The organism is Pseudoxanthomonas sp. USHLN014 (genome assembly GCF_037153335.1).
Lineage (GTDB): Bacteria > Pseudomonadota > Gammaproteobacteria > Xanthomonadales > Xanthomonadaceae > Pseudoxanthomonas_A > Pseudoxanthomonas_A winnipegensis.
Genome location: NZ_JBBCKO010000002.1, coordinates 79,223 through 102,037 on the forward strand (window position 1 = coordinate 79,223; position 22,815 = coordinate 102,037).

Sequence of the window (22,815 nt, forward strand, 5' to 3'; positions counted from 1 at the left end):
GAGCGGAGCTTGCTCCGCTGCTCTTGGTTCGGCTGGCGGGAAAGCCCCAGCGGAGCAAGCTCCGCTCTACAGGGGAGCGGCCCTACCCCTGCAGCTCGCGCAGCGTCACCGACGGCGGGGCGTCGAGCACCTTGCGCGTGGCGATCAGGCCGGCGATCAGCGCGGCCAGCATGCCCAGCGCGCCGCCGACCACGGCCAGCGTCCAGTTCGGCTGCCACGGCAGGTCGAACACCCGCACCGCGACCACCCCGGACAGCACCGAGGCGGCGATGGCCGCCACCAGGCCGGAGAGCAGGCCGATGGCGGCGAACTCGGAGGCCTGCGCGGCGCGCAGCTGGCGCCGGCTGCCGCCCAGCACACGCATCACCCCGCCCTCGAGCAGGCGCTCGTCCTGGCTGGCGCTGACCGCGGCCATCAGCACCAGCAGGCCGGCCGCCAGCGAGAACCAGAACACCACCTGCACCACCGTGCTGACCTGATCGGCGGTGCTGCGCACCTGGGTCAGCACCTGGTCGATGTCGATCACCGACAGGTTGGGAAAGGCCTGCACCAGCTGCGCGGTGAAGCGCGGGTGGTCGGGCGGCACGCGCACGGCGGTGATGTGGCTGGCCGCGTAGTCCTGCAGCACACCGGGCGAAACCAGCACGAAGAAGTTGGGCTTGAAGCTCTCCCAGTCCACCTTGCGCAGGCTGGTGATCCTGCCTTCCAGTGTCTGACCGGCGATATCGAAGCTGACCGTGTCGCCGAGCTTCCAGCCCAGCTGCTCGGCGAAACCCTCCTCGACCGACAGCTCGGTGCCCGACGTTGGCGCCGCCCCCCAGAACCGGCCGGCGGTCACCTTGTTGTCCTCGCGCAGCGTGGCCGCGGTGGAGAGATTGAACTCGCGTTCGGCGCGGCGGCGCGCCTCCTCGTCGGCGTAGCGGGCGCCGCTGGTCGCCTCGCCGTTATGGGTCACCAGGCGGCCGCGCACCATCGGGAACAGCGTCGGCGCGCCCAGGCCCTGGCGGGCGATGAACTCGGACACCGATGGCACCTGGTCGTCCTGCACGTTGATGATGAAGCGATTGGGCGCATCGGCCTGCAGCGCCACCTGCCAGCGGTTGAGCAGGTCGGTGCGCACGAAGGTCAGCAGCAACAGGGCCATCAGCCCCAGGCCCAGCGCGGCGATCTGCGCGATGCTGGTGCCGGCGCGGCGGCTGACATTGGCCAGGCCGTAGCGCAGTGCGCCGCGCAGGCGGCGACGCAGGCGACGCACGGCCAGGATCAGCAGCAGCGCCAGCCCGGCCAGCACCGCCAGCGTGGCGGCGATGCCGGCCAGCATGGCCAGGCCCAGCGTGGCCGAGCCGGCCTGCCACCACAGCAGCGCGCCCAGGCCGATCAGGCCGGCCAGCCCGACCAGCCAGGCACTGGGTTCGGTCGGGTCCAGGTCGCGACGCAGCACGCGCAGCGCCGGCACCCGGCGCAGCGCCAGCACCGGCGGCGCGCCGAAGGCCAGCAGCACGACCAGGCCGACGCCATAGCCGCGCAGCACCGGCAGCCAGCCCGCCGGCGGGATCTCCACCTTCAAGGCCTGCGCCAGCCAGCCGCCGATGGCCCACTGCAGGGCGAAGGCGATGGCCACGCCGACGGTACAGGCGATCAGACCCAGCAGCACCAGCTCGCCCACGTGGATGCCGACCAGCCGCGACTGCTGCGCGCCCAGGCAGCGCATGACCGCCACACCGGACAGGTGCCGCTCGCTGTGCCGGCGCGCGGCCATGGCCACGGCCACGGCCGCCAGGATCACCGAGACCAGCGCGGCCAGGCCGAGGAAGCGGCTGGCGCGATCCAGCGCCGAGCGCACTTCCGGGCGCGCGTCCTGGATGGTCTCCAGGCGCTGGCCGCGGCCCAGCGCCTCACGCGCGGTCGCGGTGAAGCGCTCCACCGCGCCGGCGTCACCGGCCACCACCAGCCGGTAGCCGATGCGGCTGCCCAGCTGCACCAGCCCGGTGGCGGGCAGGTCGTCGGCGTTGAGGAAGACCTTGGGCGCGACGTTGAAGTAATCCAGCGCGGCATCGGGCTCCTGGGTCACCAGCGCGACCAGCGTCAGCGTCGCATCGCCCAGACTGACGCGGTCGCCGAGCTTCGCACTCAGCGTGTCGGCGCCGGCGCGGGTCATCCACAGCGTGCCGCGCGCGGGGATGCCGCGGGCCGCGTGTTCGCCGGGCATGGCCGCATCGACCAGGGTGAAGCTGCCGCGCAGCGGAAAGCCCGCGCCCAGCGCGCGCAGATCGCCCAGCCGCAGCTGCGCGTCCTCGCCCTGCCCGACGCGGATCATGGTGTTGAGCTCGGTGGTCTGCGCGCTGCGCAGGCCGCTGGCCTTGGCCGCCTCCAGGATCGTGCCGCCGATGGGCGCATCGCCGCGCACCACCACATCGCCGCCGAGCAGGCGGTTGGCCTCGATCGCCAGCGCGCGCCCGGCGCGGTCGGTGACGAAGCCCACCGAACTCACCGCCACCACCGCCAGCACCAGCGCGGCCAGCAGGATGCGGATCTCGCCCGCGGCCAGGTCGCGCCGCAGCTGGCGCCAGGCCAGGCGCAAGGTGTTCATGCCCCGGCCACCAGCACGCCGTTGTCCAGGCGCAGCACGCGCGTGCAGCGCGCGGCCAGCGCCTCATCGTGGGTGACCAGCACCAGCGTGGTGCCGGCCTGGGCGTTGAGCGCGAACAGCAGCTCCTCGATGGCATGACCGGTGCGCTGGTCCAGGTTGCCGGTGGGCTCGTCGGCGAACAGCAGCGCCGGCCGGGTCACGAAGGCGCGCGCGAGCGCCACGCGCTGCTGCTCGCCACCGGACAGCTGGCGCGGGTAGTGGCCCAGGCGGCCGGACAGGCCGACCTCGTCCAGGATGCGTTCGGCCGGGGCCTGCGGATCGGCATCGCCACGCAGCTCCAGCGGCAGCATCACGTTCTCCAGCGCGGTCAGCGAGGGCAGCAGCTGGAAGTTCTGGAACACGAAGCCCACCTTCTCCCCGCGCACCTTCGCCCGCCCGTCCTCGTCCAGCGCCGAGAGCACCGCCCCGTCCAGCGTGACCGTGCCGCTGCTGGGCACGTCCAGCCCGGCCAGCAGCGAGAGCAGCGTGCTCTTGCCCGAGCCCGAGGCGCCGACGATGGCCACCGTATCGCCGGGGGCGATCTCGAAGGACACAGCGTCGAGGATGGTCAGCGTGCTGCCGGGCAGTCGAACCTGCTTGCCCAGCGCCTGGACCTGCAGCACCGGCATGCGCCGGGAAGTGAGGGAGGTGTCAGCGTGCGGCAAGGCGGCGTCGGCCATGATGAGAAAGTCTTCGGGAACGGGAAAGATGACGATGCCTTCAGCTTATGCGGCCATCGCGCGCGCCATGCAATGGGCGCTGGCGCTGTGCGTGCTGACATTCATGCCACCTGCGTTGGCCCAAACGCCTGCCGGCGGCAAGACCGTGCTGGTGATGGGCGACTCGCTCTCGGCCGGCTACGGCCTGGGCCCGCGCGAGGGCTGGGTGCCGCTGACCGCGGTCAAGCTCAGCCGCGAGGCGCCCGGCTGGACGCTGGTCAACGCCAGCGTCAGCGGCGAGACCAGCGCCGGCGGCGCGGCGCGCATCGGCGCCCAGCTGCAGCGGGTCAAGCCGGCGGTGGTGGTGATCGAACTGGGCGCCAACGACGGCCTGCGCGGCCTGCCGCTGGCGCAGACCAAGGCCAATCTGGACAAGATGATCCGGGCCTCGCAGGGCGCCGGGGCCAAGGTGCTGGTGCTGGGCATGCGCATGCCGCCCAACCTGGGCCGCGACTACACGCAGGGGTTCGCCGACACGTTCAGTGCGCTGGCTAAACAATACAAGACGGCCTTCGTGCCGTTCTTCCTCGAGCCCATCGCCAGCGATCGGGCCAACTTCCAGCCCGACAACCTGCACCCCACCGCGGCCGCGCAGCCGGCGATCCGCGACCACGTCTGGCCGGCGCTGGCGCCGCTGCTGAAGTAAGGTTCGCCCGTGCCGGACCCCGGCACGGGGCTGCGTCGCTGCAGCGCCCCTGGGACCGTCTTCGCATTTCTCCAATGCACGCTTCATGCGTGGGAAACATCGCCCCACCCATGATCGGACCGACTTCCCCAGCGGAGCGTTCCCATGTTGCGTGCCCTGTTTGTCGGTGGCGTCGTGGACAACAGCGAAATGGATCTGGACGGCCCACAGCCGCCGGTCCACTACCCCGAGAACGGCCATACCGGCCATCCCCGCTACCGCCTGCACCTGGTCGGCAAGCACGCCCCGGACGACGCGGTGGTCTACGCGGTCTACGGCGCGCCTGACCTGCCCAGCGAGGAAGTCCAGCGGGTCGCCGAGGAGCGCGGCTACGCGCGGCGCTTCGAGGCCTCGCCACAGCCGGTCGAGTAAGCCCGCGTTCCGGGCGGGCCCTGCCCGCCCGGATTCGCCAGAGCCGGCGCGACTCAGGAGGTGCCCAGCGGCACGACCTTGCGCACCTGGTCCAGCCATACGTATTGCGCATGCGCGGGATGGTCGATGTCGTCCAGGCGCAGCAGCGCGTTGTTGCCCTCGTTGCCGTCATAGTCGCGGAACAGCTGCACGGTGGGCCGCACGGTCACGGTGCCGCGCAGCTCGCGCCCGTCATCCAGGGTCAGCACGACCCTGGCTTCGGAGGGGAGTTCGGTGATCAGGGTTTCCAGACGTGCGATTTCGATCGGATCGGTGTGCACGCGATCGGCGAGCTGGCTCATGCGCGGGGTCTTGTCGAGGGAAAGACCGCGATGCTGGCGAACGGCCCCGTAACGGCGCGTCGAGGCCTGCGGTCGGTACGCATCGGACTTTTCCTACACGGCGACGGGGCGCCGCCCGAGTGTGCACAACTCCGTCACGGATCACGCTGGCCTCCGACATCCCCCGGTGCCATGAGGTGACCCCATGCAGCGTCTCCTGCTCACCGTCGCCGCGCGCGAACAGGGCTGGCAGCTCTACGAAGGCGACCAAGGCCGCCAGTTCTTCGAGGATCGCGAGGAGGCGCTGCACACCGCCGCGCTGATCGCCGCCACCCTGCACCAGCGCCACGGCATCCGCAGTGGCGTGGTGATGGACATGACCGGCTGCGAGGCGGTACTGGTGTCGCGGCACGGGTAGGGACGGCGGGTTCCCAGCGCTTGATGCAGAAGGCGTCGGCGCTACCCCACGATCCCCGACAGCTGCCGCAGGGCCTGCTCGAAGGTGTCCACCGGCTGGCCGCCCTGCAGCAGGTGCTGCTGGTTGAACACCAGCGAGGGCACCGCGCTGATGCCGGCCTGGCGCCAGTGCGCCTCGTCCTGGCGCACGGCCTGGGCGTAGCGGTCGCTGCCCAGCACCGCGCGGGCCTCGTCGGCCGGCAGTCCGGCCTGCGCGACGATCTCGGCGAGCACCGCGTGATCGGACACGTCCAGGCCCTCGGTGAAGTACGCCGTCAGCAGCGCCTGCTTGAGCCGCAGCTGCGCCTGGGCGTCGTCCCGTTCGCCGGCCCAGTGCAGCAGCCGGTGCGCATCGAAGGTGTTGAAGCTGCGCGTGCGCTTGTCCAGGTCGAAGACGAAACCCAGCTCGGCCCCGCGCGCACGGATCGCCTCGCTGTTGGCCCTGTATTGCTCGGCGCTCATGCCGTACTTGCGCATCAGCCGCTGCTGCAGGTCCTCGCCGCCGGGCGCCAGGTCCGGGTCCAGTTCGAACGGCTGGAAATGCAGGTCCAGTTGCAGCCCCTCGATGCGCTGGGCTGCGGTCAGCAGCGAGGCCAGGCCGATGGCGCACCACGGGCAGACCACGTCGGAAACGAAATCCACGCGCACCGGGCGGCCGATGCTGTCGGGAACCGCGCTCATGCCCTTCTCCTGTGCAAAGTCAGGTGCGCATTGCAGCGCGCCGCGGCGCGCGCCTCAACGGCGCCGGTGGGACGGACCGTCGCCTCAGCCCTTGGGCAGGGATTGCCTGATCTTGCCGATGTCCGCCCAGGGATCGACCTTGAGGCGCGCGGCGCGCTGCAGCGCCTTGTCCAGGGTGAACTGGCCCGGCGAGGTGATCCGGCCTAGATCCTCCCAGCGCAGCGGCACGGCCACGGTGGCGTGCTCGCGGGCGCGCAGCGACCAGCTGCACACGCTGGTGTTGCCGCGCCCGTTGCGCAGCCAGTCGATGAAGATCCGCCCCTCGCGCTTGGCCTTGCTCATCGTGGCGATGTACAGCGTCGGTCGGTGCTGGGCCATCGCATTGGCGAAGGCCTCGCAGAAGGCCTTGGCCGTGTCCCAGTCCGGGCCCGGCGTGATCGGCACCACCACGTGCAGCCCCTTGCCGCCGGACAGGCGTACGAAGCTCTCCAGCCCGGCCTGGCGCAGGTTCTCGCGCACCTCGCGCGCGGCGTCCTTGGTCGCCGCCCAGGACACGCCCGGCCCGGGATCGAGGTCGAACACCAGCCGGTCCGGCCGCTCCGGCGCGGCCACGGTCGAGCCCCAGGGATGCAGCTCCAGCGTGTTCATCTGCACCAGCGCCAGCACGCCCTCCACGTCCTCGACGTAGAGGTAGTCCTCCTTGCCGCTCTTCTGCCGCAGCGGGATCGCGTGCACGCCCGGGCCGAGCGCGGCGGCGTGATGCTTCTGGAAGAAGCACTGCCCGCCGGCGCCATCCGGGCAGCGCAGCAGCGACAGCGGCCGGCCCGCCAGTTCGGGCAGCAGCAGCGGTGCGATGCGCCGGTAGTAGTCGGCGACCTGGCCCTTGGTGATGCCGTCGGCCGGGTACACGACACGCTCGGGATGGGTGATCGTCACCGCCTGCTCCGGCGCGGCGGTGTCCTGCTTGATGTCCACCATCGACTTGTCCTCGCGCAGTCGCAGGAAGGCGGCCTGGCGCAGCAGGCCCTCCTTGCCCCAGCCGCGGTAGGCTACCTCGGCCACCAGCTGCGGCCTAACCCAGTGCACGGAGCGCGCGTTGAACGGCACGTGCGCCGGCAGCGCCACGGCGGCCTTGTCGGTGTGCAGGGGCTTCAGAGTCTTCAGCAGCGCGGTCAGCGTCGCGTCGTCGAAGCCGGTGCCGACGCGGCCCACGTACTGCAGCGCCCCGTCCTGCGGACGCGCCAGCAGCAGCGAGCCGAAACCGGTGCGCGCACCCTTGGGCGGGGTATAGCCGACGATGACGAACTCGTCGGACTGCTCGTGCTTGGTCTTGATCCAGGTGCCGCTGCGCTGACCCACATACGGTGCATCGGCACGCTTGCTGACGATGCCTTCCAGCCCGGCCTTGCCGCTGGCGGCGAAGACCTCCTGGCCATGGCCGACCACATGCTCGCTGTAGGCGATCAGGCCGGGCTTGGGGCCGATCAGCGTCTTGAGCAGCGCCTTGCGCTCGGCCAGCGGCGCGCGGCTGATATCGACGCCGGCCACGCCGGGCAGGTCGAACACCAGATAACGCAGCGGCGCCTTGGAGGTGCCCTCGATGCTGCGCTGCAGGGCGGCGAAATCGCTGCGACCCTGTTCGTCGATCACCACCAGCTCGCCATCCAGGCGCGCGTCGTCCACCGGCAGCGCGCGCACGGCGTCGACCACCTCGGGAAAGGTGGCGTTCCAGTCCAGGCCGTTGCGCGAGCGCAGCCGCACCTGGCCATCGACCAGGTCGGCCAGCAGCCGGTAGCCGTCCCACTTGATCTCATGCAGCCAGTCCTCGCCGGCAGGCGGCTGCGCGCGCAGCGTGCACAGCTGCGCGGCGAAGCCGGCCGGATATGGCGCATCGCGTGCGCCTTCCAGGGCCAGCGCGCGCCGGCGCACCTCGGCGCCGCGCTTGCTCGCGGCACGCGGCGCGGCCTTGCCGGGTCGCGCCGCCTTGGCGCGCGCCTTCGATCGCGCCGGAGCATCGGGCTTGGACACGGCCGCATCCACCAGGTCGTCGGCCTCCGCATCGGCCGCGAACGCGTCGTCGCGCTTGATCAGCAGCCATTGCTTCTGCCGGCCTTTCATCTGCGTGCGCACCAGCTTCCAGGCGCCGCCGAGCTTGTCGCCGCTGAGCACGAAGTCCAGCTTGCCCGCCGCGATCGCCGCCAGCGGGTCGCCCTCGCAGGCCCAGTGCCCATGGTCGAACACGTCCACGTGACCGGCGCCGTAGTGGCCCTTGGGGATATCGCCCTCGAAGGTCGCGTAGTCCAGCGGATGGTCTTCCACCTCCACCGCCAGGCGCTTCTCGCCCGGACGCAGCGAGGGGCCCTTGGGCACGGCCCAACTCTTGAGCACGCCGTCGGCCTCCAGACGGAAGTCGTAATGGCGCGAGGAGGCGTGATGCAGCTGCACCACGAAGATCGGCCGGTGGCGCGCGACCTTGCCGTCGCCGCGCGGTTCGGGCGTCTGATCGAAGCGGCGCTTGCGCGCGTACTCGTGCAGCGACATGTCAGATCACCTAGCCCGCCTTGCGCAGCGGTGCCTTCTTCGCCGGCTTCTTGGCCGACTTGGCGGGAGCCTTCTTGGCGGTCTTCTTGGCCGCCTTCTTCACCGCCTTGGTGGCCTTGGCCGGACGCTTGGCGACCTGGTCGGTGGCGGTCTTCTTGGCCGGCGTGCGCTTGTTCTCGCCCAGGGACTTCTGCAGTAGGGCCATGAAGTCGACCACGTTGGTGGCATCGCCCTCGCGCTCGTGCTGCGCCGGCTCATCGACCTTCGCGGTGGCGCCCTTGGCCTGGATGCGCTCGGCGATGATGGCCTGCAGGCGCTCGCGGAACTCGTCGTGGTACTCGTCCGGTTTCCACTCCCCGCTCATGGACTGGATCAGCTTGCGCGCCATCTCCATTTCCTTGGGCGAGACGCGGTAGTCCCCGGCGTTGCCGCTGGGCAGCTTGTAGTCGTCCGGGGCGACCAGCTCCTGCGGATAGCGCAGCAGCATCAGCACCAGCGCATCGCCCTGCGGCAGCACCGCGCACAGGTACTGGCGGGTGCGGATCACCACCCGCGCGATGCCGGCCTGGCCGGTGTCGCGCAGGGTCTCGCGCAGCAGCACATAGCCCTTCTCGGCCTTCTTGCCGGGCACCAGGATGTAGGGCTTCTCGTAATAACGCACGTCGATGTCGGCCGCGTCGACGAAGGTCTCCACCTCGACCGACTCATGGCCTTCCGGCGCGGCGGACTTGATGTCCTCCTGCTCGACCACGACGTAGTTGCCCTTGTCGTATTCGAAGGCCTTGACGATGTCCTTCCACGGCACTTCCTCGCCGGTCTCGGCGTTGACGCGCTCGAAGCGGATCGGCGACTTGTCGCGCGAATCGAGCATGCGGAAGTGCAGATCGACCTTGCGCTCGCCGGACATCAGCGACACCGGCACATTGAGCAGGCCGAAGGTCAGGGTGCCGCTCCAGATCGGTCGGGCCATGACGGGTCCTTTGCACGCGGCAGGCGCCGCAAGGCCCCCGAGTGTGCGAACTGCGCCCGTGGATGGATCGTGACGGGCCGGCGGCGGCTCAGTCCGCGTCGGGCAGCGCGTAACTCAGGTCGTAGAAGTGCTGGCCGTGCTCGATGCGGATGGCCAGCGTGCCGGTGATGCCGGCCAGCGCGCCGGTGCCCGATCCGGGCGAGACCTGCACCTCCAGCTGCTGGCGCTCGCCCTGCATCACGCCGCGATGCACCAGCACGAAGCTGCCGGTCCTGCCGTCCAGCGTGCCGGTGACCCGCTCGATGGCCACGTACGAGGCCGAGGTCGGCACCGCAGCGCGCGCGGCCAGCATCTCGCCGACGCCGGTGCCGACCAGGTCGCCGCTGAAGCGCTTGTCCAGCGACAGGCGCGAGAGGCTGTTGCCATCGTCCGCCTCCGGGCCGATCCCGCCCTGGGGCTGCAGCTCGACCTCGAAGGTCCCGGTGGCGTGATGCATGGCAGGCTCCCGTGCGCAGGCGAATGACATCGATGCAAGGCGCCGAGTCTAGCCCAAGCCGCAGTCTTCCCTTTAGTGCCTGGTGGGAGCCGCCATGGCGGCGATGGGGCTTTCCCCGAAAACTCCAGACCTCTACTGGTAAAGCGCCCCATCGCCGCCACGGCGGCTCCCACCGGGTGCGGAAGGCGCGGCATAACGCCGGCCAAACGCGACGCGCGAGCGCCCCGGCGGCCGGCGCAACTTCAGGGGCACGGGCGTAGCATCGGTGCATCCCCCAAGGCGGGAGTCCCGTCATGAAGCGCTCTGCCCTCTTCGCCAGCGTACTGCTGGCCGCCCTCAGCCTGCCGGCGCTGGCCGCGCAGTCCAATGTCACCGACCCGAACCTGCCCCGGTCCCTGCCCGCGCAGGGACCGGTGTCGGTGTCCTGGACCGATCCGGCGCAGTTCACCGACATCCGCAACAGCCCCAACCGCTGGGAAGCCCAGCGCGGCACCTGGGTCACCGACCTGGCCGGCTATCTGCGCCACGCCGCCGCCAAGCAGCTGCCGCCCGGGCAGACGCTGGATGTGCGCATCACCGACATCCATCGCGCCGGCGAGTACGAGCCCTGGCACGGGCCGTCGGCCGATCACATCCGCTTCCTCAAGGACATCTATCCGCCGCGCCTGAGCTTCGACTACACCCTGCACGACGCCAGCGGCAGGGTCGTCGACCAGGGCCAGGCCAAGCTGGTGGACCTGTCGTATCTGATGGGCGCCCGGCCGATGGACAGCGATCCGCTGCGTTACGAGAAGCGCATGATCGACCAGTGGACGCGACGCGAGCTGGGCCCGGACACGCGCGCGGCCGGCGCGCCGTGAAGGCCGCAGCGCGTGGGCGGGTACAGTTGAACCCTGTACCCGCCGCCGCCATCTTTCCGCCTTCTCCTTGAGACCGCAGGCCCCGCCATGTCCGACTTCGACCTGACGCCCCCCGACACCCTCCAGCGCGCCGAACTGATCGCCGGGCTGAGCGAGGAGGAGCGCCACGTCTTGCTCCAGCACGGCACCGAGGCGCCGTTCTGCGGCGCCTTCCTGGACAACAAGCTCGAGGGCGTCTACACCTGCCGGCTGTGCGGGCTGCCGCTGTTCGCCTCCAGCGCCAAGTTCGACTCCGGCACCGGCTGGCCCAGCTTCTTCAAGCCCTTCGATCCGGCCCACGTCAAGACCATCCGCGACACCAGCTACGGGATGATCCGCACCGAGATCACCTGCGCACGCTGCGGCAGCCACCTGGGCCATGTCTTCCCCGACGGGCCGCCGCCGACCTACGAGCGCCACTGCCTCAATTCGGTCTCGCTGGCCTTTACCGAGGCCGGCCAGCCGCTGCCCGACCCGCTGCATCGCGGCGGCGCCGAGGCGCAGCTGGCGCAGGCCGCCTGAGCGCGGCGCGTCAGCGCCAGCTGAAGTCCCACCGCGTCAGGCGCCCGTCGCCGTCGCGGTCGTACTGGGCCATGGCCTGTTCGGCGTAATCGACGAACTCGGCCTCGCTGATCAGCTTGTCGTAGTTCTTGTCCATCGCCTCGATCCGCGCGCGGGCCGTGCCTTCGCGGCCGATGCCGCCGGTGTTGGGGTCGATCGAGGCGCGCATCTCGTCCAGGGTGATGAAGCCGTCGTGGTCCAGGTCCAGGGCGGCGAAGGAGGCGCGGGCGCCGGCGTCGTATTCGGCCAGGTTCACCACCCCGTCGTGATCGGTATCGAGCTGATCGAAGCGCGCCTGCGAGACCTGCGCCAGCACGGGCGCGGACAGGCCCAGCAGGACCAGGCCGAGCAGCGGTTCGAGACGGAGACGGGGCATCGCGGGCGCGCCAGGCGGGACGAGGGCGCCATCCTGCCATGCCGCGCGCCGCCGCAGCCAAGCCGGCGCCGGCGCCGGCGATTCCCATGCCCGGCTATGCTGTGCGCATGAGCGTGTACGTGGACGATGCGGTCTGGCCCTGGCGCGGGCGCCGCTGGGCGCACCTGATGGCCGACTCGCTGGACGAACTGCACGCCTTCGCCGCGCGGCTGGGCATGCCGCGCCGCAGCTTCCAGGACAAGACCAGCGGCGCGCACTACGACATCGACGCGGACACCCGCGCGTTGGCCCTGGCGCTGGGCGCGGTGGCGATCTCGCGCCACCGCGACCGCGCCCAGGTGCGCGCGGTGATCGCGCGGGCCAAGGCGCAGGGACGCGGGCTGGCGCCGTAGCGGGGCTGGGCGGGCCCTGGCCGTCGCCGCCCCAGGGCGTCTTCGGGCGGCGCGAGGCCGATCAGCGGCCCGGATGGGGGTCGTCCGCCTCCCGCCCAAGCGGCCGAAGCGAAGATCCGGCCTGCTCCCGCGCCGCGCGCTCAGCCGGCCTCGCTGGCCAGGCGCAGGTCGAAGCCCAGCAGCTGGCTCAGCGCGCGCATGGCCTCGTCGTCGCGGCGCAGCGCCATCCAGCCGCCATAGCCGTCGGCATCGGCGTTCCAGCACCACAGCGTGTAGCCGTGCGGGCGCAGGCTGTCGTAGGCGATGGACAGCAGCTGCGGCACGTCCAGCCCCTCCATGAAGTCCTCGTCGTCGCGGTCGCCGCCCCACTCGATCTGCAGGCCGTAGCGCGCGGCCAGCTCGTCGAGCGCCTCCATCGTGGCGTCGATGTCGTCCGGGCCGACGAAGAAGCCCGAGGTCCAGTCCACGATGTCGCGCAGCAGCCAGGGCAAGGGCTGGTCGTCGCCGGCGGCCAGGCGCTCGCGCAGCAGGTCGAACTGGCGCAGGGCGGTGTCCTCGTCGCCCGGGTTGATCAGCACCAGCAGGTTCCAGGCCAGCGCCTCGGGCGTGTCGGCCTCGTCCAGGTCCAGACGATCGGCGTCGTCTTCGTAGTCGGCGGTGTTGTCGGGCATGGCGGAACTCGGCGTGCGGGAAAGGGGCCGGCCCTCGCACGGGATGCGCGCGGCCGGGGCGGCCATTATCCTGTGCGCCCTCGTTGCCTGCAGTGACCGTTCCACCATGTCCGAGACCCCTCCCGACCGCCTGGCCGTCGATCCGTCCAGCCGCTTCCACGATCAGGCCGCGCTGGACCGCGGCGTCGGCGTGCGCTTCAACGGCGTCGAGCGCGACAACGTGGAGGAGTACAGCGTGTCCGAGGGCTGGATCCGCGTGCAGGTGGGCAAGTCGCTGGATCGCCGCGGCCAGCCGATGACGCTGAAGATCAAGGGCAAGGTCGAGCCGTACTTCAAGACCGAGGCGGCTTGATCACCGCGTTCCCATGGGCCCTTGTGGGCCTTTAGGCCCATGAGAGCAAGGGTTTCCCGAGAAAGCCCCTCGCCGCCATGGCGGCTCCCACCTGTAGAGCGGAGCTTGCTCCGCTGCTCTTCGTTCGGTTCGTGGGGGAAGGCCCCAGCGGAGCAAGCTCCGCTCTACAGGGAGGGGGCTGCAAGATTTGAGGGGGACAGTTGCTCCCACCTCGCCATAGCGCTCAGCGCTGGCGGGTTTCGAGCAGGTCCAGGTTGCGGACGAGCTTGCGCGAGACTTCTTCGGAGATCTTGCGTTCGCGCGCCAGGCGGAACAGTTCGGCGCGCTCGGCGCGCAGGCCGGCCTGGCGCATCTGGCGTTCGACCTGTTCGATCCGGCGCGCCTGCGCCGGGGCGATGTCGGCCTCGCCGCCCAGGCGGTCGACGTGACGCTGGTAGAGCTGGCTGACGCGCTCGGCGCAGGCGCCGTAGAGCTCCTGGTCCTCGACCGCCTCGGCCGAGGCCACCAGCCGCTGGCGCTCGCTCTCCACCGCCACCAGCGCCGCGCGGGCGGCGGCCTTGCGCGCCAGGTCCTCTTCCTGCTGGTCTTCCTGCTCCTCGGGCAGCTGCAGGTTCTTCAGCAGGGGCGGCAGCGCCACCGAGGCGATCAGCAGCGAGACCAGGATCACCGCGGCGGCCAGGAAGATCGCCAGGTCGCGCGCCGGGAACGGCGAGCCATCGCCCATCGCCAGCGGCAGGGTCAACACGCCGGCCAGGGTGATGGCGCCGCGCACGCCGGCCAGCGAAGTCGCCACGATGATCCGCCAGTTGGGGCTGGTCCGCTCCACGCCGCGCGCGCGGTCGCGCAGGAGGTTCAGACCCAGCGACACCCACACCCAGATCAGGCGCAGCAGGATCAGGCCCAGGCTGATGGCGGCCACGTAGATGGCCAGCCACCACGGCTGCAGGTGGCCGGTCTCGTCGATGCTGCGGATGGCGTTGCGCACGATGCCCGGCAGCTGCTCGCCGAGCAGGGTGAAGACGATGCCGTTGAGGGTGAACTGCACCATGTCCCACACCGCCGTGCGCTGGATGCGCACGCTGGCCGCGGCGCGGCCGGACAGCTCGACATAGCTCATGGTGATGCCGGCCGAGACCGCCGCCAGGATGCCCGAGGCGCTGACCGCCTCGGCCACCACGTAGGCGGCGAACGGGGTCAGCAGGCTGACCAGGATCGACGAGCCGGCTTCCTCGCCGAAGTGACGCATGATCCAGCGCTGCAGCACGTTGATCGCCCAGGTCACGCCGATGCCGCAGCCCAGGCCGGCCAGCGCCACCCACAGGAAGGTCAGCGAGGCGTCGGCCAGCGAGAAGGCGCCGGTCAGCGCGGCGGCCACCGCGAACTGGAAGCACACCAGGCCCGAGGCGTCGTTGAGCAGCGATTCGCCTTCCAGGATGTGCATCAGTCGCTTGGGGATGGGCACGCGCGAGGAGATCGCCGACAGCGCCACCGGGTCGGTGGGCGAGAGGATCGCCGCCAGGGCGAAGGCCACCGCCACCGGCATCGCCGGGATCATCCAGTGGATCAGGAAGCCCGCCCCGACCACGGTGAACACCACCAGCCCCAGGGCCAGCTCAAGGATCACCGTGCGGTCGCGGAACAGCCCCTGCTTGGGGATGCGCCAGCCGTCCAGGAACAGCAGCGGCGGCAGGAACAGCAGGAAGAACAGCTCCGGATCCAGCTCCACGCCGTGGTTGAACATCGAAATGACCGCGCCCAGCCCGATCTGCACCAGCGGCAGCGGCAGCGAGAACGGCAGGACGCGGACCAGGAAACCACTGGCGGCCACGGCCAGCAGCATGGCCAGGACGATTTCGATCGAGTGCATGACGGTGAACTTACCAGACCGACATGCACTGTCTGCTGATCCGGACCGGGCGATGCGTCAGGTCTTGATCTTCCAGCCGGTACGGAACATCGCCCACACCGCCACCAGGCACAGCACCAGAAAGCCGCAGATCGCCGCCAGGCTGACGCCGACGTCCACGTCGGCCAGGCCGAAGAAGCTCCAGCGGAAGCCGCTGATCAGGTACACGACCGGGTTGAACAGGGTGATCTTCTGCCATACAGGCGGCAGCATGGACACCGAATAGAACGCCCCGCCCAGGAAGGTCAGCGGGGTGACCACCATCAGCGGGATCACCTGCAGCTTCTGGAAGTCGTCGGCCCACAGCCCGATGATGAAGCCGAACAGCGAAAAGGTCAGCGCCGTCAGCAGCAGAAAGGCCACCATCCACACCGGGTGCTGGATCTCGTAGGGCACGAACAGCCGCGCGGTCACCAGGATCAGCAGGCCCAGCATCAGCGACTTGCTCGCCGCCGCGCCCACGTAGCCCAGCACCACCTCCACGAACGAGACCGGCGCGGAGAGCAGTTCGTAGATCGTCCCGGACCACTTGGGCATGTAGATGCCGAAGGAGGCATTGGAAATGCTCTCGTTGAGCAGCGAGAGCATGATCAGGCCGGGGATGATGAAGGCGCCGTAGCTCACGCCTTCCACCGACCCCATGCGCGAGCCGATTGCCGCGCCGAACACCACGAAGTACAGCGAGGTCGACAGCACCGGCGAGGCGATCGACTGGGTGATGGTGCGGAAGGTGCGCGCCATCTCGAAGCGGTAGATCGCCAGCACCGCATGCCAGTTCAGGCCCAGATTCATGCGCGCGCCTCCCGCACCAGGTTGACGAAGATCTCCTCCAGCGAGGACTGCGAGGAATGCAGGTCCTTGAAGTCGATGCCCTGCTCGCCCAGGCGCTTGAGCAGCGCGGCGATGCCGGTCTCCTCGGCCTGCACGTCGAAGGTGTAGACCAGCTGGGTGCCGCCGGCCTGCAGCTCCAGCGGCAGGTCGGCCAGGGCGGCCGGCACGGCCTCCAGCGGCTGCTGCAGGGTCAGGGCCAGCTGCTTCTTGCCGAGCTTGTGCATCAGCGTGGCCTTGTCCTCCACCAGCACCAGCCGGCCGCCGGTGATCACGCCGATGCGGTCGGCCATCTCCTCGGCCTCCTCGATGTAATGCGTGGTCAGCACCACCGTGGTGCCGCGATCGCGCAGGGCGCGCACCAGCTCCCACATGTCGTGGCGCAGCTCGACGTCCACGCCGGCGGTGGGTTCGTCGAGGAACAGCACGCGCGGCTCGTGCGCCAGGGCCTTGGCGATCAGCACGCGGCGCTTCATGCCGCCGGACAGCGCCATGATCTTGGCATCGCGCTTGTCCCACAGCGACAGATCGCGCAGCACGCGCTCCAGCAGCGCCGGATCGGCCGGCTTGCCGAACAGCCCGCGCGAGAAGCGCACCGCGGCCCAGACGGTTTCGAAGGCCTCGGTCGCCAGTTCCTGCGGCACCAGCCCGACCAGCTTGCGAACGGTGCGGTAGTCGCGCACCACATCGTGGCCCTCGATCTGCACCGTGCCCTCGCCCGGGCGGACGATGCCGCACAGGATGCTGATCAGCGTGGTCTTGCCGGCGCCGTTGGGGCCGAGCAGCGCGAAGATCTCGCCCTTGCGGATCTCCAGGTCGACGCCCTTGAGCGCCTGGAAGCCGCCGTCATAGGTCTTGGTCAGCCCCTTAACCGAGATGGCCGAGGTCATGGTGGCTCCTGTGTTGCATGGATGGAACGACGCGCCGCGCGTGCGGGCGGCGGCGTAGCCTGCGGCAAGCCTCGTGATCGGGCAATGCAGGCCGGCGCGACGCTGTGTCCGTGCATCAGGTTGGCGAGGGGCCTCTTGCGTTGGACGCGGGTGCCATCAGGGGCGCGCCGTAGCGAATCGACGCGTGTGCGCTTGAACACGCCGGCGTTGCCTCCTCGTCGTGGCGAGCGCTGGCTAGCGTTCGCTGGCGCCGAGCTCGCCTGGGGCCAGTTGCGCACTGCGCCGCCGCGGCAGCAGGCGCCAGCCGAAGTTCACCCCGGCCGCCGCCAGCAGGATCAGCAGCGCCCCGAGCACCTGCGTCCAGGCCAGCGACTGGCCGAACGCGATCCGGTCGACCGCGATCGCCACCACCGGATAGACGAACGACAGCGCGCCGGTCATCGCGACGGGCAGCTTCTGGATGGCGCCGTACAGCAGCACGTACATCACCCCGGTATTCACCACCCCGAGCACGACCAGATCGAGCCACTGGCGCGGGCTGGAAGGCAAGGCATCGAACTGCGCGAACGGTGCCAGCAAGACGATGCCGACGCCCAGCTGCAGCAGCGCGAGCAGGTGCGGCGGCGTGCCTTTCAAATGCTTGGTGACGATCGAGGACACCGCGTATAGGAAGGCGGCACCGAGCGCCAGCGCGATCCCGTGCAGGTACTCGCCGGGCACCGCGAGGACGGCCGGCGGCACGCGCACCACGCCCACCAGTCCGACGAACGCCAGCGCCAGCCACGCCAGGGTCGAGGCGCTGATGCGCTCGCGGAACACGATCGCGCCGAGGCCGACCAGCATGAAGGGCTGCGTGTTGTAGACCGCGGTGGCCATCGAGATCGAGGCGCGCCCGTAGGCCGCGAACAGCAGCAGCCAGTTGCCCACGATCGCCAGCCCGCCGAACAGGACCAGCGCCAGCATCCGCGGCGAGAACGCCTTGCGCCGCAACAGGCCCAGCGCGGCGCAGACGATGATCAGGGTGGCCGCGCCGAACAGGCAGCGGAAGAACACCACATTGGTCGGCGACTGCTGCGAGGACACGACCAGCCAGCCGATCGTGCCGGACATGAGCATGGCCACGACCATCTCGGCCGCGCCACGGCGAATTTCGTTGGAGGCCATTGCCGGGAGTCCCTATCAAGCGTTGCGAACGGCTGAAATTCTAGGAACCCGAGCAGCTCGAATACATGCTAAAAATTACGCCGAAACTTGATTCCTCTTTCGGAAGAAAGGCATTTATGGCAAAGCACCTTCCAACCCCCAGCGTCGCCACGCTGGACGCCATCGACCGCGCGATCCTCGCGGCGCTGGCCCAGGACGCGCGCATGCCGAACAGCGAACTGGCCCGTCAGATCGGCCTGTCGGCGCCGGCCACCGCCGAGCGCGTGCGCCGGCTGCAGCACCAGGGCGTGATCGCCGGGTTCGCGGTCGAACTCGATCCGCGCGCGCTGGGCTACACCTTGCAGGCGATCGTGCGGGTCAAGCCGCTACCGGGTCAGCTGCACCTGGTGGAGGAGCTGCTGCAGCGCATTCCCGAGTTCGTCGAATGCGACAAGGTGACGGGCGACGACTGCTTCATCTGCCGGCTCTACCTGCGCACGATCCAGCACCTGGACGGCATCCTGGCCAAGGTCACCGAGCGCGCGGAAACCAGTACCGCGATCGTGAAATCGACCCCCGTGCCGCGGCGGCTTCCGCCGCTGGTCGAAGCAGACTGAACGAAAGAAGGAAGCCGCTTCGGCGAATCCCGACGCTCCGCACGCACCCGCTGTCGGATCCTGCGCCGCGCCGTGATCGATCCACCACGGCCGCAACGGCCGCACGCTCAGGCCGAAGACGCGCAGGCCGCGACGCGGGCGCGCATCTGCTCGGCCTCGCGCGCGTTGCGGGTCAGTGCGGCGGCCTGCTCGAAGCAGGCGCGCGCCTCGTCGAGGCGGCCGAGCCGTTCGAGCAGATCGCCGCGCACCGCCGGCAGCGCGGGGTACTCGCGCAGCGCGGCCTCGTGGATGAGCGTGTCGGCCAGCGCCAGGCCGGCCTGCGCACCGTCGGCGCGGCCCAGGGCGACGGCGCGATTGAGCTCGATCACCGGCGACGGCGCGACCTGCGCCAAGCGCGCATACAGCGCGGCGATGCGCGGCCAGTCGGTGTCCTGGCTGCGCAGCGCGCGCGCATGGCAGGCCGCGATCGCCGCCTGCAGCGTGTACGGCGCGTCGGCACCGCCCAGCCGCACGGCGCGCTCCAGCGCCTGCAGCCCGCGCGCGATCTGCAGCCGGTCCCAGCGCGCGCGGTCCTGCGCCTCCAGCAGCACCGGCGTGCCGTCCGCCAGGGCGCGCGCGGCGGTGCGCGAGGCCTGCAGTTCCATCAGCGCCAGCAGGCCGAACACCTCCGGCGCACGCGGCATCAGCCCGGCCAGCACCCGCCCCAGGCGCAGCGCCTCGGTGCACAGCGCCGGCCGCATCCAGTCCTCTCCCGCACTGGCCGAATAGCCCTCGTTGAAGATCAGGTAGAGCACGTCCAGCACCGCGTCCACACGCTCGGGCAGGTCCTCGCGCGCCGGCGCTTCGAAAGCCACCTGCTGCGCGGCCAGCGTGCGCTTGGCGCGCACGATGCGCTGGGCCACCGTCGGCTCGGGCTGCAGGAAGGCGCGCGCGATCTCGGCGGTGCTCAGCCCGCCCAGCAGGCGCAGGGTCAACACCACGCGCGAGTCGGCCGGCAGCACCGGATGGCAGGCGATGAACATCAGCCGCAGCAGGTCGTCGCCGATGGCATCGTCCAGCTGCGCGGTGCTGTCAGGCCCCGCCACGGCCTGGCCCTCCAGTTCCAAGGCGATATCGGCGTGCTTGCGCTGGTGCAGCTGCCGCTGGCGCAGGCGGTCGATGGCGCGGCGCTTGGCGGTGGCCATCCACCAGGCCGCCGGGTTGTCCGGCAGGCCTTCGCGCGGCCAGTGCTCGAGCGCGGCGACCAGCGCGTCCTGCGCAAGTTCCTCGGCCTGGTCGATATCGCGCAGCATGCGCGTCAGCACCGCCAGCACCTTGGGGGCTTCCATGCGCCACAGCGTGTCGATGGTGCGGTGGAGGTCGGCGGCCATGGTCGGCGATCAGACCACCGGCCGGCGGCGTGCGCAACCGCGCCGGCGCGGTGCATGCGCCGACCTGGCGCGACGCCGCGCGCATCGATGCGGGGACGCGCCGCGGCGCTCCCCTACGCGTCCCGGCCATGCTCGCGACACCGCCACGCGCCTAGCGCTGCACGAGCGTCTTGAAGCCGCCCCAGAACATGCGCTTGCCGTCGAAGGGCAGATTCTCCGGCCCCCACCGCTTGAGGCGTGGATCGTCCATCGCGCGCTTGTTGACCTGATCCCGATGCGCGCGCGATCTGAACACGATGTAGGCGAACACCACGACCTCGTCCGGCTTGAGCCTGACCGCCTGCGGGAACGAGGTGCGCTTGCCGGGTTTGACATCGTCGGCGATGCATTCGACGTACTGCAGCGCGCCATGGTCCATCCAGACCTTGCTGCCCATCCGCGCCATCGCGCGGTAGGCGGCCAGCCTGGCGGTGGGAACGGGGATCACGAAACCATCGACATAGGCCATGTCGGTCTCCTTCGCATTGAACTGGGACGTATCGGGTTGGAACCGGGCTCAGACCTCACAGCCCGGTGCAGGGACGACCACGTTGAGCATCCACGGCGTGCCGAAGCGGTCGGTGAGCATCGCAAAGCCCGGCGACCAGAAGGTCGGCCCCAGCGGCAGCTGGATCTGCGCGCCCTCGGCCAGGGCCGCGTACAGGCGTTCGGCCTGGGCCACATCGTCCAGCTGCAGGCTCACGCTCATGCCGTGCGGCGGCGTGTAGTCCTGCGGCGGGCAGGCGTCGGAAGCCATCAGCGTGACGCCGCCGGCGATCACCATCGCGTGCATCACCGCCTCGTCGGGCATGCCGGGCATCCTGGCGTCCGGCGGCGCCTCGCCGACGGTGGCCATCGCCACCACCGCGCCATCCAGGGTCTGGGCGTAAAAGCGCATCGCCTCGCGGCAGTTGCCGTTGAAGAACAGGTACGGGGCTACGTTCATGGGCTTGCTCCTTGGGAGGGGGAATCAGGACTGTCCGGCGGTGCGTTCGCGCAGCCGGGCTTCCTGCTCGCGCAGTTCCGGCGTCATGGCCTGGCCGAAGTCCTCCATCTCGAACAGCGGACGCACCTCGACCTCGGCCCCGCCGTCGAACGGCGCGCGCTTGAGCCACTCGATGGCCTCATCCAGCGAGCGCACCTGCCACAGCCAGAAGCCGGAGATCAGCTCGCCACTGGCCGCGAACGGGCCGTCGATCACCTCGCGTGTCTTGCCGTCGAAGCGCACCCGCGCGCCGCGGCTGGACGGATGCAGGCCCTCGCCGGCCAGCATGATCCCGGCGTTGACCAGCTCCTCGTTGTAGCGGCCCATGGCGGCGAGCAGCTCGGTGGAGGGCATGACCCCGGCCTCCGAATCCGCATCGGCCTTGACGATCACCATCACTTTCATCGCACTGCTCCTCTCGGTGGATGCGCAGGCCGCAAGGCCCGCGCTGTGATGGAACGACGCACCAGCGCGTGCCGGTTCGACATCGCGGCGCGAGAAAGAATTCGCGATTACCGCCAGGCCAGCGCTGCGGGCGCGACCGGCGCACCTGCGGCATCATGCGCGCACGCCCTTGCCCAGGAGCCTGACATGCAGTTCCTCATGCTGATCCACGTCGATCCCGCGCTGATGCAGGCCCTGCCGCAGGCCGAGTTCGACCGCCTGATGCGCGGCTGCTTCGAACACGCCGACGCGCTGCAGCGGCAGGGCGTGCTGCTGGCCTCGCAGCAGCTGGAGGGCGCACAGACCGCGCGTTCGCTGCGCGTGCGCGGCGGCCAGACGCGCGTGACCGACGGGCCCTTCGCCGAGACCAAGGAGCTGCTGGCCGGCTTCAACCTGATCGAGGCGCCGGACATGGCGGCGGCCGAGGCGATCGCGCGGAAGTTCCCCTGGGCCGCCTACGGCTGCATCGAGCTGCGCCCGGTGCGCGACATGAACCGGGTACGCGAGGAGGTGGGCGCCGCGCCCGGCGCGCTGGAGCTGGCGCGCGCTTGACGGCTGCTTCACCGCCGCCGCTCCTAAAGTGCGATGACGTCCGACATCGACGCCAAAGGAGGGCTGCATGTCCGTCTCCACGCCATCGACCGAGCCGGGCGCGCGCGCCATCGTGGTGGATATCCAGCACGAGCTGCGCTGGTGGCGCGAGCACTACCAGCAGAGCGGGCGCGGCGGCTTCGCCCAGGCCGAGCCGACGCTGAAGTTCGCCTACGACAGCTATCTGCTGCACCCGCACGAGCGTCTGCACGCGCTGTGGCCGGACATCCATCGGCGCTACGCGCTGCTGCCCGCGCACGAACAGCTCGGCCGCGCCCAGGCCGAACGGATCATCGCCGAGGTCTGGGACCACATCCACGCGGGTTGAGTCCCGCGTCGTCCGTCAGCTGCCGGTGGATGGGGCGCCGTCCGGCGCGGGCGACCTGGCCACGTCTTTCCGCGCAGTCGTGTACAGCAGGATCACGATCGCGACCGCGGAGAGGTTGAGTCCGGCGCCCCAAACTCCGCCGCCGCCCAGCACCAGGTGGAACATCGCCCCGAGCCTGCACACGAACCCCACAGTGACATTCGATCCATCGAACCACACACTGAAGTTGAACGGCGCCCAGAACTGATAGGAGAGCAGGGGGCTGTAGACCTGCAGCGCCTGCGGCAGCCAGAACGCCACGCCCAGTGCGGGCGCTATCGACCACCCTTCGATCAAAGCGAGCCCGGCGACAATGCCCAGCCCGTACGCAGCCGCGAACAGGCCAAGCAATAACCACGCAATGGGTTGGGTCACCTGCCCCGAGGCCACCTGCTGAGTCAAGACGGCCAGACCGGCGCCACTCCCGGCAATCGCGCCAATCCCCAGCACGCGTCGCCATCGGCGATGCAAAGATGTCGCTGCAACGTCCTTGCGCAAGACACATCTCCTTGGGG

At 70.3% G+C, this 22,815-nt stretch carries 28 protein-coding genes; 10 read left to right on the forward strand and 18 right to left on the reverse strand.

Annotated features, from left to right (window positions below; all coding sequences use genetic code 11):
- Window positions 1-82: 82 nt before the first annotated feature.
- Together WFQ05_RS04370 and WFQ05_RS04375 are read right to left on the reverse strand one after the other, a co-directional pair.
- Window positions 83-2,590, reverse strand: coding sequence for an FtsX-like permease family protein (locus WFQ05_RS04370; protein WP_337052822.1), 2,508 nt, complete (start codon window positions 2,588-2,590; stop codon window positions 83-85).
- The gene (locus WFQ05_RS04375) at window positions 2,587-3,258 is read right to left on the reverse strand and encodes an ABC transporter ATP-binding protein (RefSeq protein ID WP_205954223.1); all 672 of its coding nucleotides are present in this window, start codon (window positions 3,256-3,258) and stop codon (window positions 2,587-2,589) included. Before WFQ05_RS04375 ends, WFQ05_RS04370 begins: the two co-directional genes overlap by 4 nt.
- Before the next feature lie 85 nt (window positions 3,259-3,343).
- On the opposite strand from WFQ05_RS04375, the gene WFQ05_RS04380 reads away from it, so the two are divergent.
- Together WFQ05_RS04380 and WFQ05_RS04385 are read left to right on the forward strand one after the other, a co-directional pair.
- Window positions 3,344-3,994 carry an arylesterase gene (locus WFQ05_RS04380; protein ID WP_130523812.1) on the forward strand — a complete coding sequence of 217 codons (651 nt, stop codon included), beginning with the start codon at window positions 3,344-3,346 and terminating at the stop codon, window positions 3,992-3,994.
- A gap of 147 nt (window positions 3,995-4,141) precedes the next feature.
- Window positions 4,142-4,405, forward strand: a complete 264-nt coding sequence (locus tag WFQ05_RS04385; protein ID WP_165394625.1) for a hypothetical protein — start codon at window positions 4,142-4,144, stop codon at window positions 4,403-4,405.
- Between the two features lie 53 nt (window positions 4,406-4,458).
- Here the strand turns inward: WFQ05_RS04385 and WFQ05_RS04390 are convergent, their stop codons facing one another.
- A complete protein-coding gene (locus tag WFQ05_RS04390) occupies window positions 4,459-4,746 on the reverse strand; it encodes a DUF3247 family protein (protein ID WP_130515065.1) in 288 nt (95 codons plus the stop codon).
- A gap of 184 nt (window positions 4,747-4,930) precedes the next feature.
- Between WFQ05_RS04390 and WFQ05_RS04395 the strand changes: the two genes are divergently transcribed.
- The gene (locus tag WFQ05_RS04395) at window positions 4,931-5,143 is read left to right on the forward strand and encodes a hypothetical protein (protein WP_337052824.1); all 213 of its coding nucleotides are present in this window, start codon (window positions 4,931-4,933) and stop codon (window positions 5,141-5,143) included.
- 41 nt (window positions 5,144-5,184) lie between these two features.
- Here the strand turns inward: WFQ05_RS04395 and WFQ05_RS04400 are convergent, their stop codons facing one another.
- The 4 genes from WFQ05_RS04400 to WFQ05_RS04415 form a co-directional block, all read right to left on the reverse strand.
- The gene (locus WFQ05_RS04400) at window positions 5,185-5,862 is read right to left on the reverse strand and encodes a DsbA family oxidoreductase (RefSeq protein ID WP_286576426.1); all 678 of its coding nucleotides are present in this window, start codon (window positions 5,860-5,862) and stop codon (window positions 5,185-5,187) included.
- Between the two features lie 84 nt (window positions 5,863-5,946).
- Window positions 5,947-8,403, reverse strand: coding sequence for a DNA ligase D (ligD, locus tag WFQ05_RS04405; protein ID WP_337052828.1), 2,457 nt, complete (start codon window positions 8,401-8,403; stop codon window positions 5,947-5,949).
- Window positions 8,404-8,413: 10 nt separating this feature from the next.
- Window positions 8,414-9,373 (reverse strand): Ku protein, encoded by a 960-nt coding sequence (locus tag WFQ05_RS04410; RefSeq protein WP_131658629.1) that lies wholly within the window; start codon window positions 9,371-9,373, stop codon window positions 8,414-8,416.
- Window positions 9,374-9,461: 88 nt separating this feature from the next.
- On the reverse strand, window positions 9,462-9,869 hold the full coding sequence (locus WFQ05_RS04415) for a DUF3224 domain-containing protein (protein WP_337052829.1): 408 nt from the start codon (window positions 9,867-9,869) through the stop codon (window positions 9,462-9,464).
- A gap of 293 nt (window positions 9,870-10,162) precedes the next feature.
- On the opposite strand from WFQ05_RS04415, the gene WFQ05_RS04420 reads away from it, so the two are divergent.
- Together WFQ05_RS04420 and msrB are read left to right on the forward strand one after the other, a co-directional pair.
- Window positions 10,163-10,729: a DUF3016 domain-containing protein gene (locus tag WFQ05_RS04420; RefSeq protein ID WP_337052830.1), complete on the forward strand. Its 567-nt coding sequence runs from the start codon at window positions 10,163-10,165 to the stop codon at window positions 10,727-10,729.
- Window positions 10,730-10,816: 87 nt separating this feature from the next.
- Entirely contained in the window at window positions 10,817-11,290 is a 474-nt protein-coding gene (gene msrB, locus WFQ05_RS04425; RefSeq protein WP_130515053.1) for a peptide-methionine (R)-S-oxide reductase MsrB, read from the forward strand.
- Window positions 11,291-11,300: 10 nt separating this feature from the next.
- Here msrB and WFQ05_RS04430 read toward each other — a convergent pair whose 3' ends face one another.
- Complete coding sequence (locus tag WFQ05_RS04430) at window positions 11,301-11,705, reverse strand: EF-hand domain-containing protein (protein ID WP_337052833.1); 405 nt, start codon at window positions 11,703-11,705, stop codon at window positions 11,301-11,303.
- Between the two features lie 107 nt (window positions 11,706-11,812).
- On the opposite strand from WFQ05_RS04430, the gene WFQ05_RS04435 reads away from it, so the two are divergent.
- The gene (locus WFQ05_RS04435; protein ID WP_130516160.1) at window positions 11,813-12,097 is read left to right on the forward strand and encodes a DUF4031 domain-containing protein; all 285 of its coding nucleotides are present in this window, start codon (window positions 11,813-11,815) and stop codon (window positions 12,095-12,097) included.
- 140 nt (window positions 12,098-12,237) lie between these two features.
- On the opposite strand, the gene WFQ05_RS04440 is transcribed toward WFQ05_RS04435, so the two are convergent.
- On the reverse strand, window positions 12,238-12,768 hold the full coding sequence (locus tag WFQ05_RS04440) for a hypothetical protein (RefSeq protein WP_130530433.1): 531 nt from the start codon (window positions 12,766-12,768) through the stop codon (window positions 12,238-12,240).
- A gap of 106 nt (window positions 12,769-12,874) precedes the next feature.
- Here WFQ05_RS04440 and WFQ05_RS04445 point away from each other — a divergent pair, with 106 nt between their 5' ends.
- Window positions 12,875-13,120 (forward strand): DUF3297 family protein, encoded by a 246-nt coding sequence (locus tag WFQ05_RS04445; RefSeq protein ID WP_130515047.1) that lies wholly within the window; start codon window positions 12,875-12,877, stop codon window positions 13,118-13,120.
- Between the two features lie 223 nt (window positions 13,121-13,343).
- Here WFQ05_RS04445 and WFQ05_RS04450 read toward each other — a convergent pair whose 3' ends face one another.
- The 4 genes from WFQ05_RS04450 to WFQ05_RS04465 form a co-directional block, all read right to left on the reverse strand.
- Window positions 13,344-14,987 carry a Na+/H+ antiporter gene (locus WFQ05_RS04450; RefSeq protein WP_130515045.1) on the reverse strand — a complete coding sequence of 548 codons (1,644 nt, stop codon included), beginning with the start codon at window positions 14,985-14,987 and terminating at the stop codon, window positions 13,344-13,346.
- 57 nt (window positions 14,988-15,044) lie between these two features.
- On the reverse strand, window positions 15,045-15,806 hold the full coding sequence (locus WFQ05_RS04455) for an ABC transporter permease (RefSeq protein WP_130524203.1): 762 nt from the start codon (window positions 15,804-15,806) through the stop codon (window positions 15,045-15,047).
- An 8-nt stretch (window positions 15,807-15,814) separates the two neighbouring features.
- On the reverse strand, window positions 15,815-16,744 hold the full coding sequence (locus tag WFQ05_RS04460; protein ID WP_130515043.1) for an ABC transporter ATP-binding protein: 930 nt from the start codon (window positions 16,742-16,744) through the stop codon (window positions 15,815-15,817).
- Between the two features lie 234 nt (window positions 16,745-16,978).
- A complete protein-coding gene (locus WFQ05_RS04465) occupies window positions 16,979-17,908 on the reverse strand; it encodes a DMT family transporter (protein WP_337052840.1) in 930 nt (309 codons plus the stop codon).
- A gap of 116 nt (window positions 17,909-18,024) precedes the next feature.
- On the opposite strand from WFQ05_RS04465, the gene WFQ05_RS04470 reads away from it, so the two are divergent.
- A complete protein-coding gene (locus tag WFQ05_RS04470; protein ID WP_130515039.1) occupies window positions 18,025-18,504 on the forward strand; it encodes an Lrp/AsnC family transcriptional regulator in 480 nt (159 codons plus the stop codon).
- Window positions 18,505-18,611: 107 nt separating this feature from the next.
- On the opposite strand, the gene WFQ05_RS04475 is transcribed toward WFQ05_RS04470, so the two are convergent.
- The 4 genes from WFQ05_RS04475 to WFQ05_RS04490 all read right to left on the reverse strand — a co-directional run bounded on the left by WFQ05_RS04475 (window position 18,612) and on the right by WFQ05_RS04490 (window position 21,303).
- On the reverse strand, window positions 18,612-19,874 hold the full coding sequence (locus WFQ05_RS04475) for an RNA polymerase sigma factor (RefSeq protein WP_337052844.1): 1,263 nt from the start codon (window positions 19,872-19,874) through the stop codon (window positions 18,612-18,614).
- Window positions 19,875-20,025: 151 nt separating this feature from the next.
- Window positions 20,026-20,382: a DUF1428 domain-containing protein gene (locus WFQ05_RS04480; RefSeq protein WP_337052846.1), complete on the reverse strand. Its 357-nt coding sequence runs from the start codon at window positions 20,380-20,382 to the stop codon at window positions 20,026-20,028.
- A gap of 48 nt (window positions 20,383-20,430) precedes the next feature.
- Window positions 20,431-20,859 (reverse strand): VOC family protein, encoded by a 429-nt coding sequence (locus tag WFQ05_RS04485; protein WP_337052848.1) that lies wholly within the window; start codon window positions 20,857-20,859, stop codon window positions 20,431-20,433.
- 24 nt (window positions 20,860-20,883) lie between these two features.
- Window positions 20,884-21,303, reverse strand: a complete 420-nt coding sequence (locus WFQ05_RS04490; RefSeq protein WP_130523823.1) for a YciI family protein — start codon at window positions 21,301-21,303, stop codon at window positions 20,884-20,886.
- A gap of 186 nt (window positions 21,304-21,489) precedes the next feature.
- Between WFQ05_RS04490 and WFQ05_RS04495 the strand changes: the two genes are divergently transcribed.
- Both WFQ05_RS04495 and WFQ05_RS04500 read left to right on the forward strand, forming a co-directional pair.
- Window positions 21,490-21,894: a YciI family protein gene (locus WFQ05_RS04495; protein WP_337052851.1), complete on the forward strand. Its 405-nt coding sequence runs from the start codon at window positions 21,490-21,492 to the stop codon at window positions 21,892-21,894.
- Window positions 21,895-21,961: 67 nt separating this feature from the next.
- Window positions 21,962-22,261: a hypothetical protein gene (locus tag WFQ05_RS04500; RefSeq protein ID WP_337052853.1), complete on the forward strand. Its 300-nt coding sequence runs from the start codon at window positions 21,962-21,964 to the stop codon at window positions 22,259-22,261.
- 15 nt (window positions 22,262-22,276) lie between these two features.
- On the opposite strand, the gene WFQ05_RS04505 is transcribed toward WFQ05_RS04500, so the two are convergent.
- The gene (locus tag WFQ05_RS04505; protein ID WP_337052855.1) at window positions 22,277-22,798 is read right to left on the reverse strand and encodes a hypothetical protein; all 522 of its coding nucleotides are present in this window, start codon (window positions 22,796-22,798) and stop codon (window positions 22,277-22,279) included.
- Window positions 22,799-22,815: the final 17 nt, after the last annotated feature.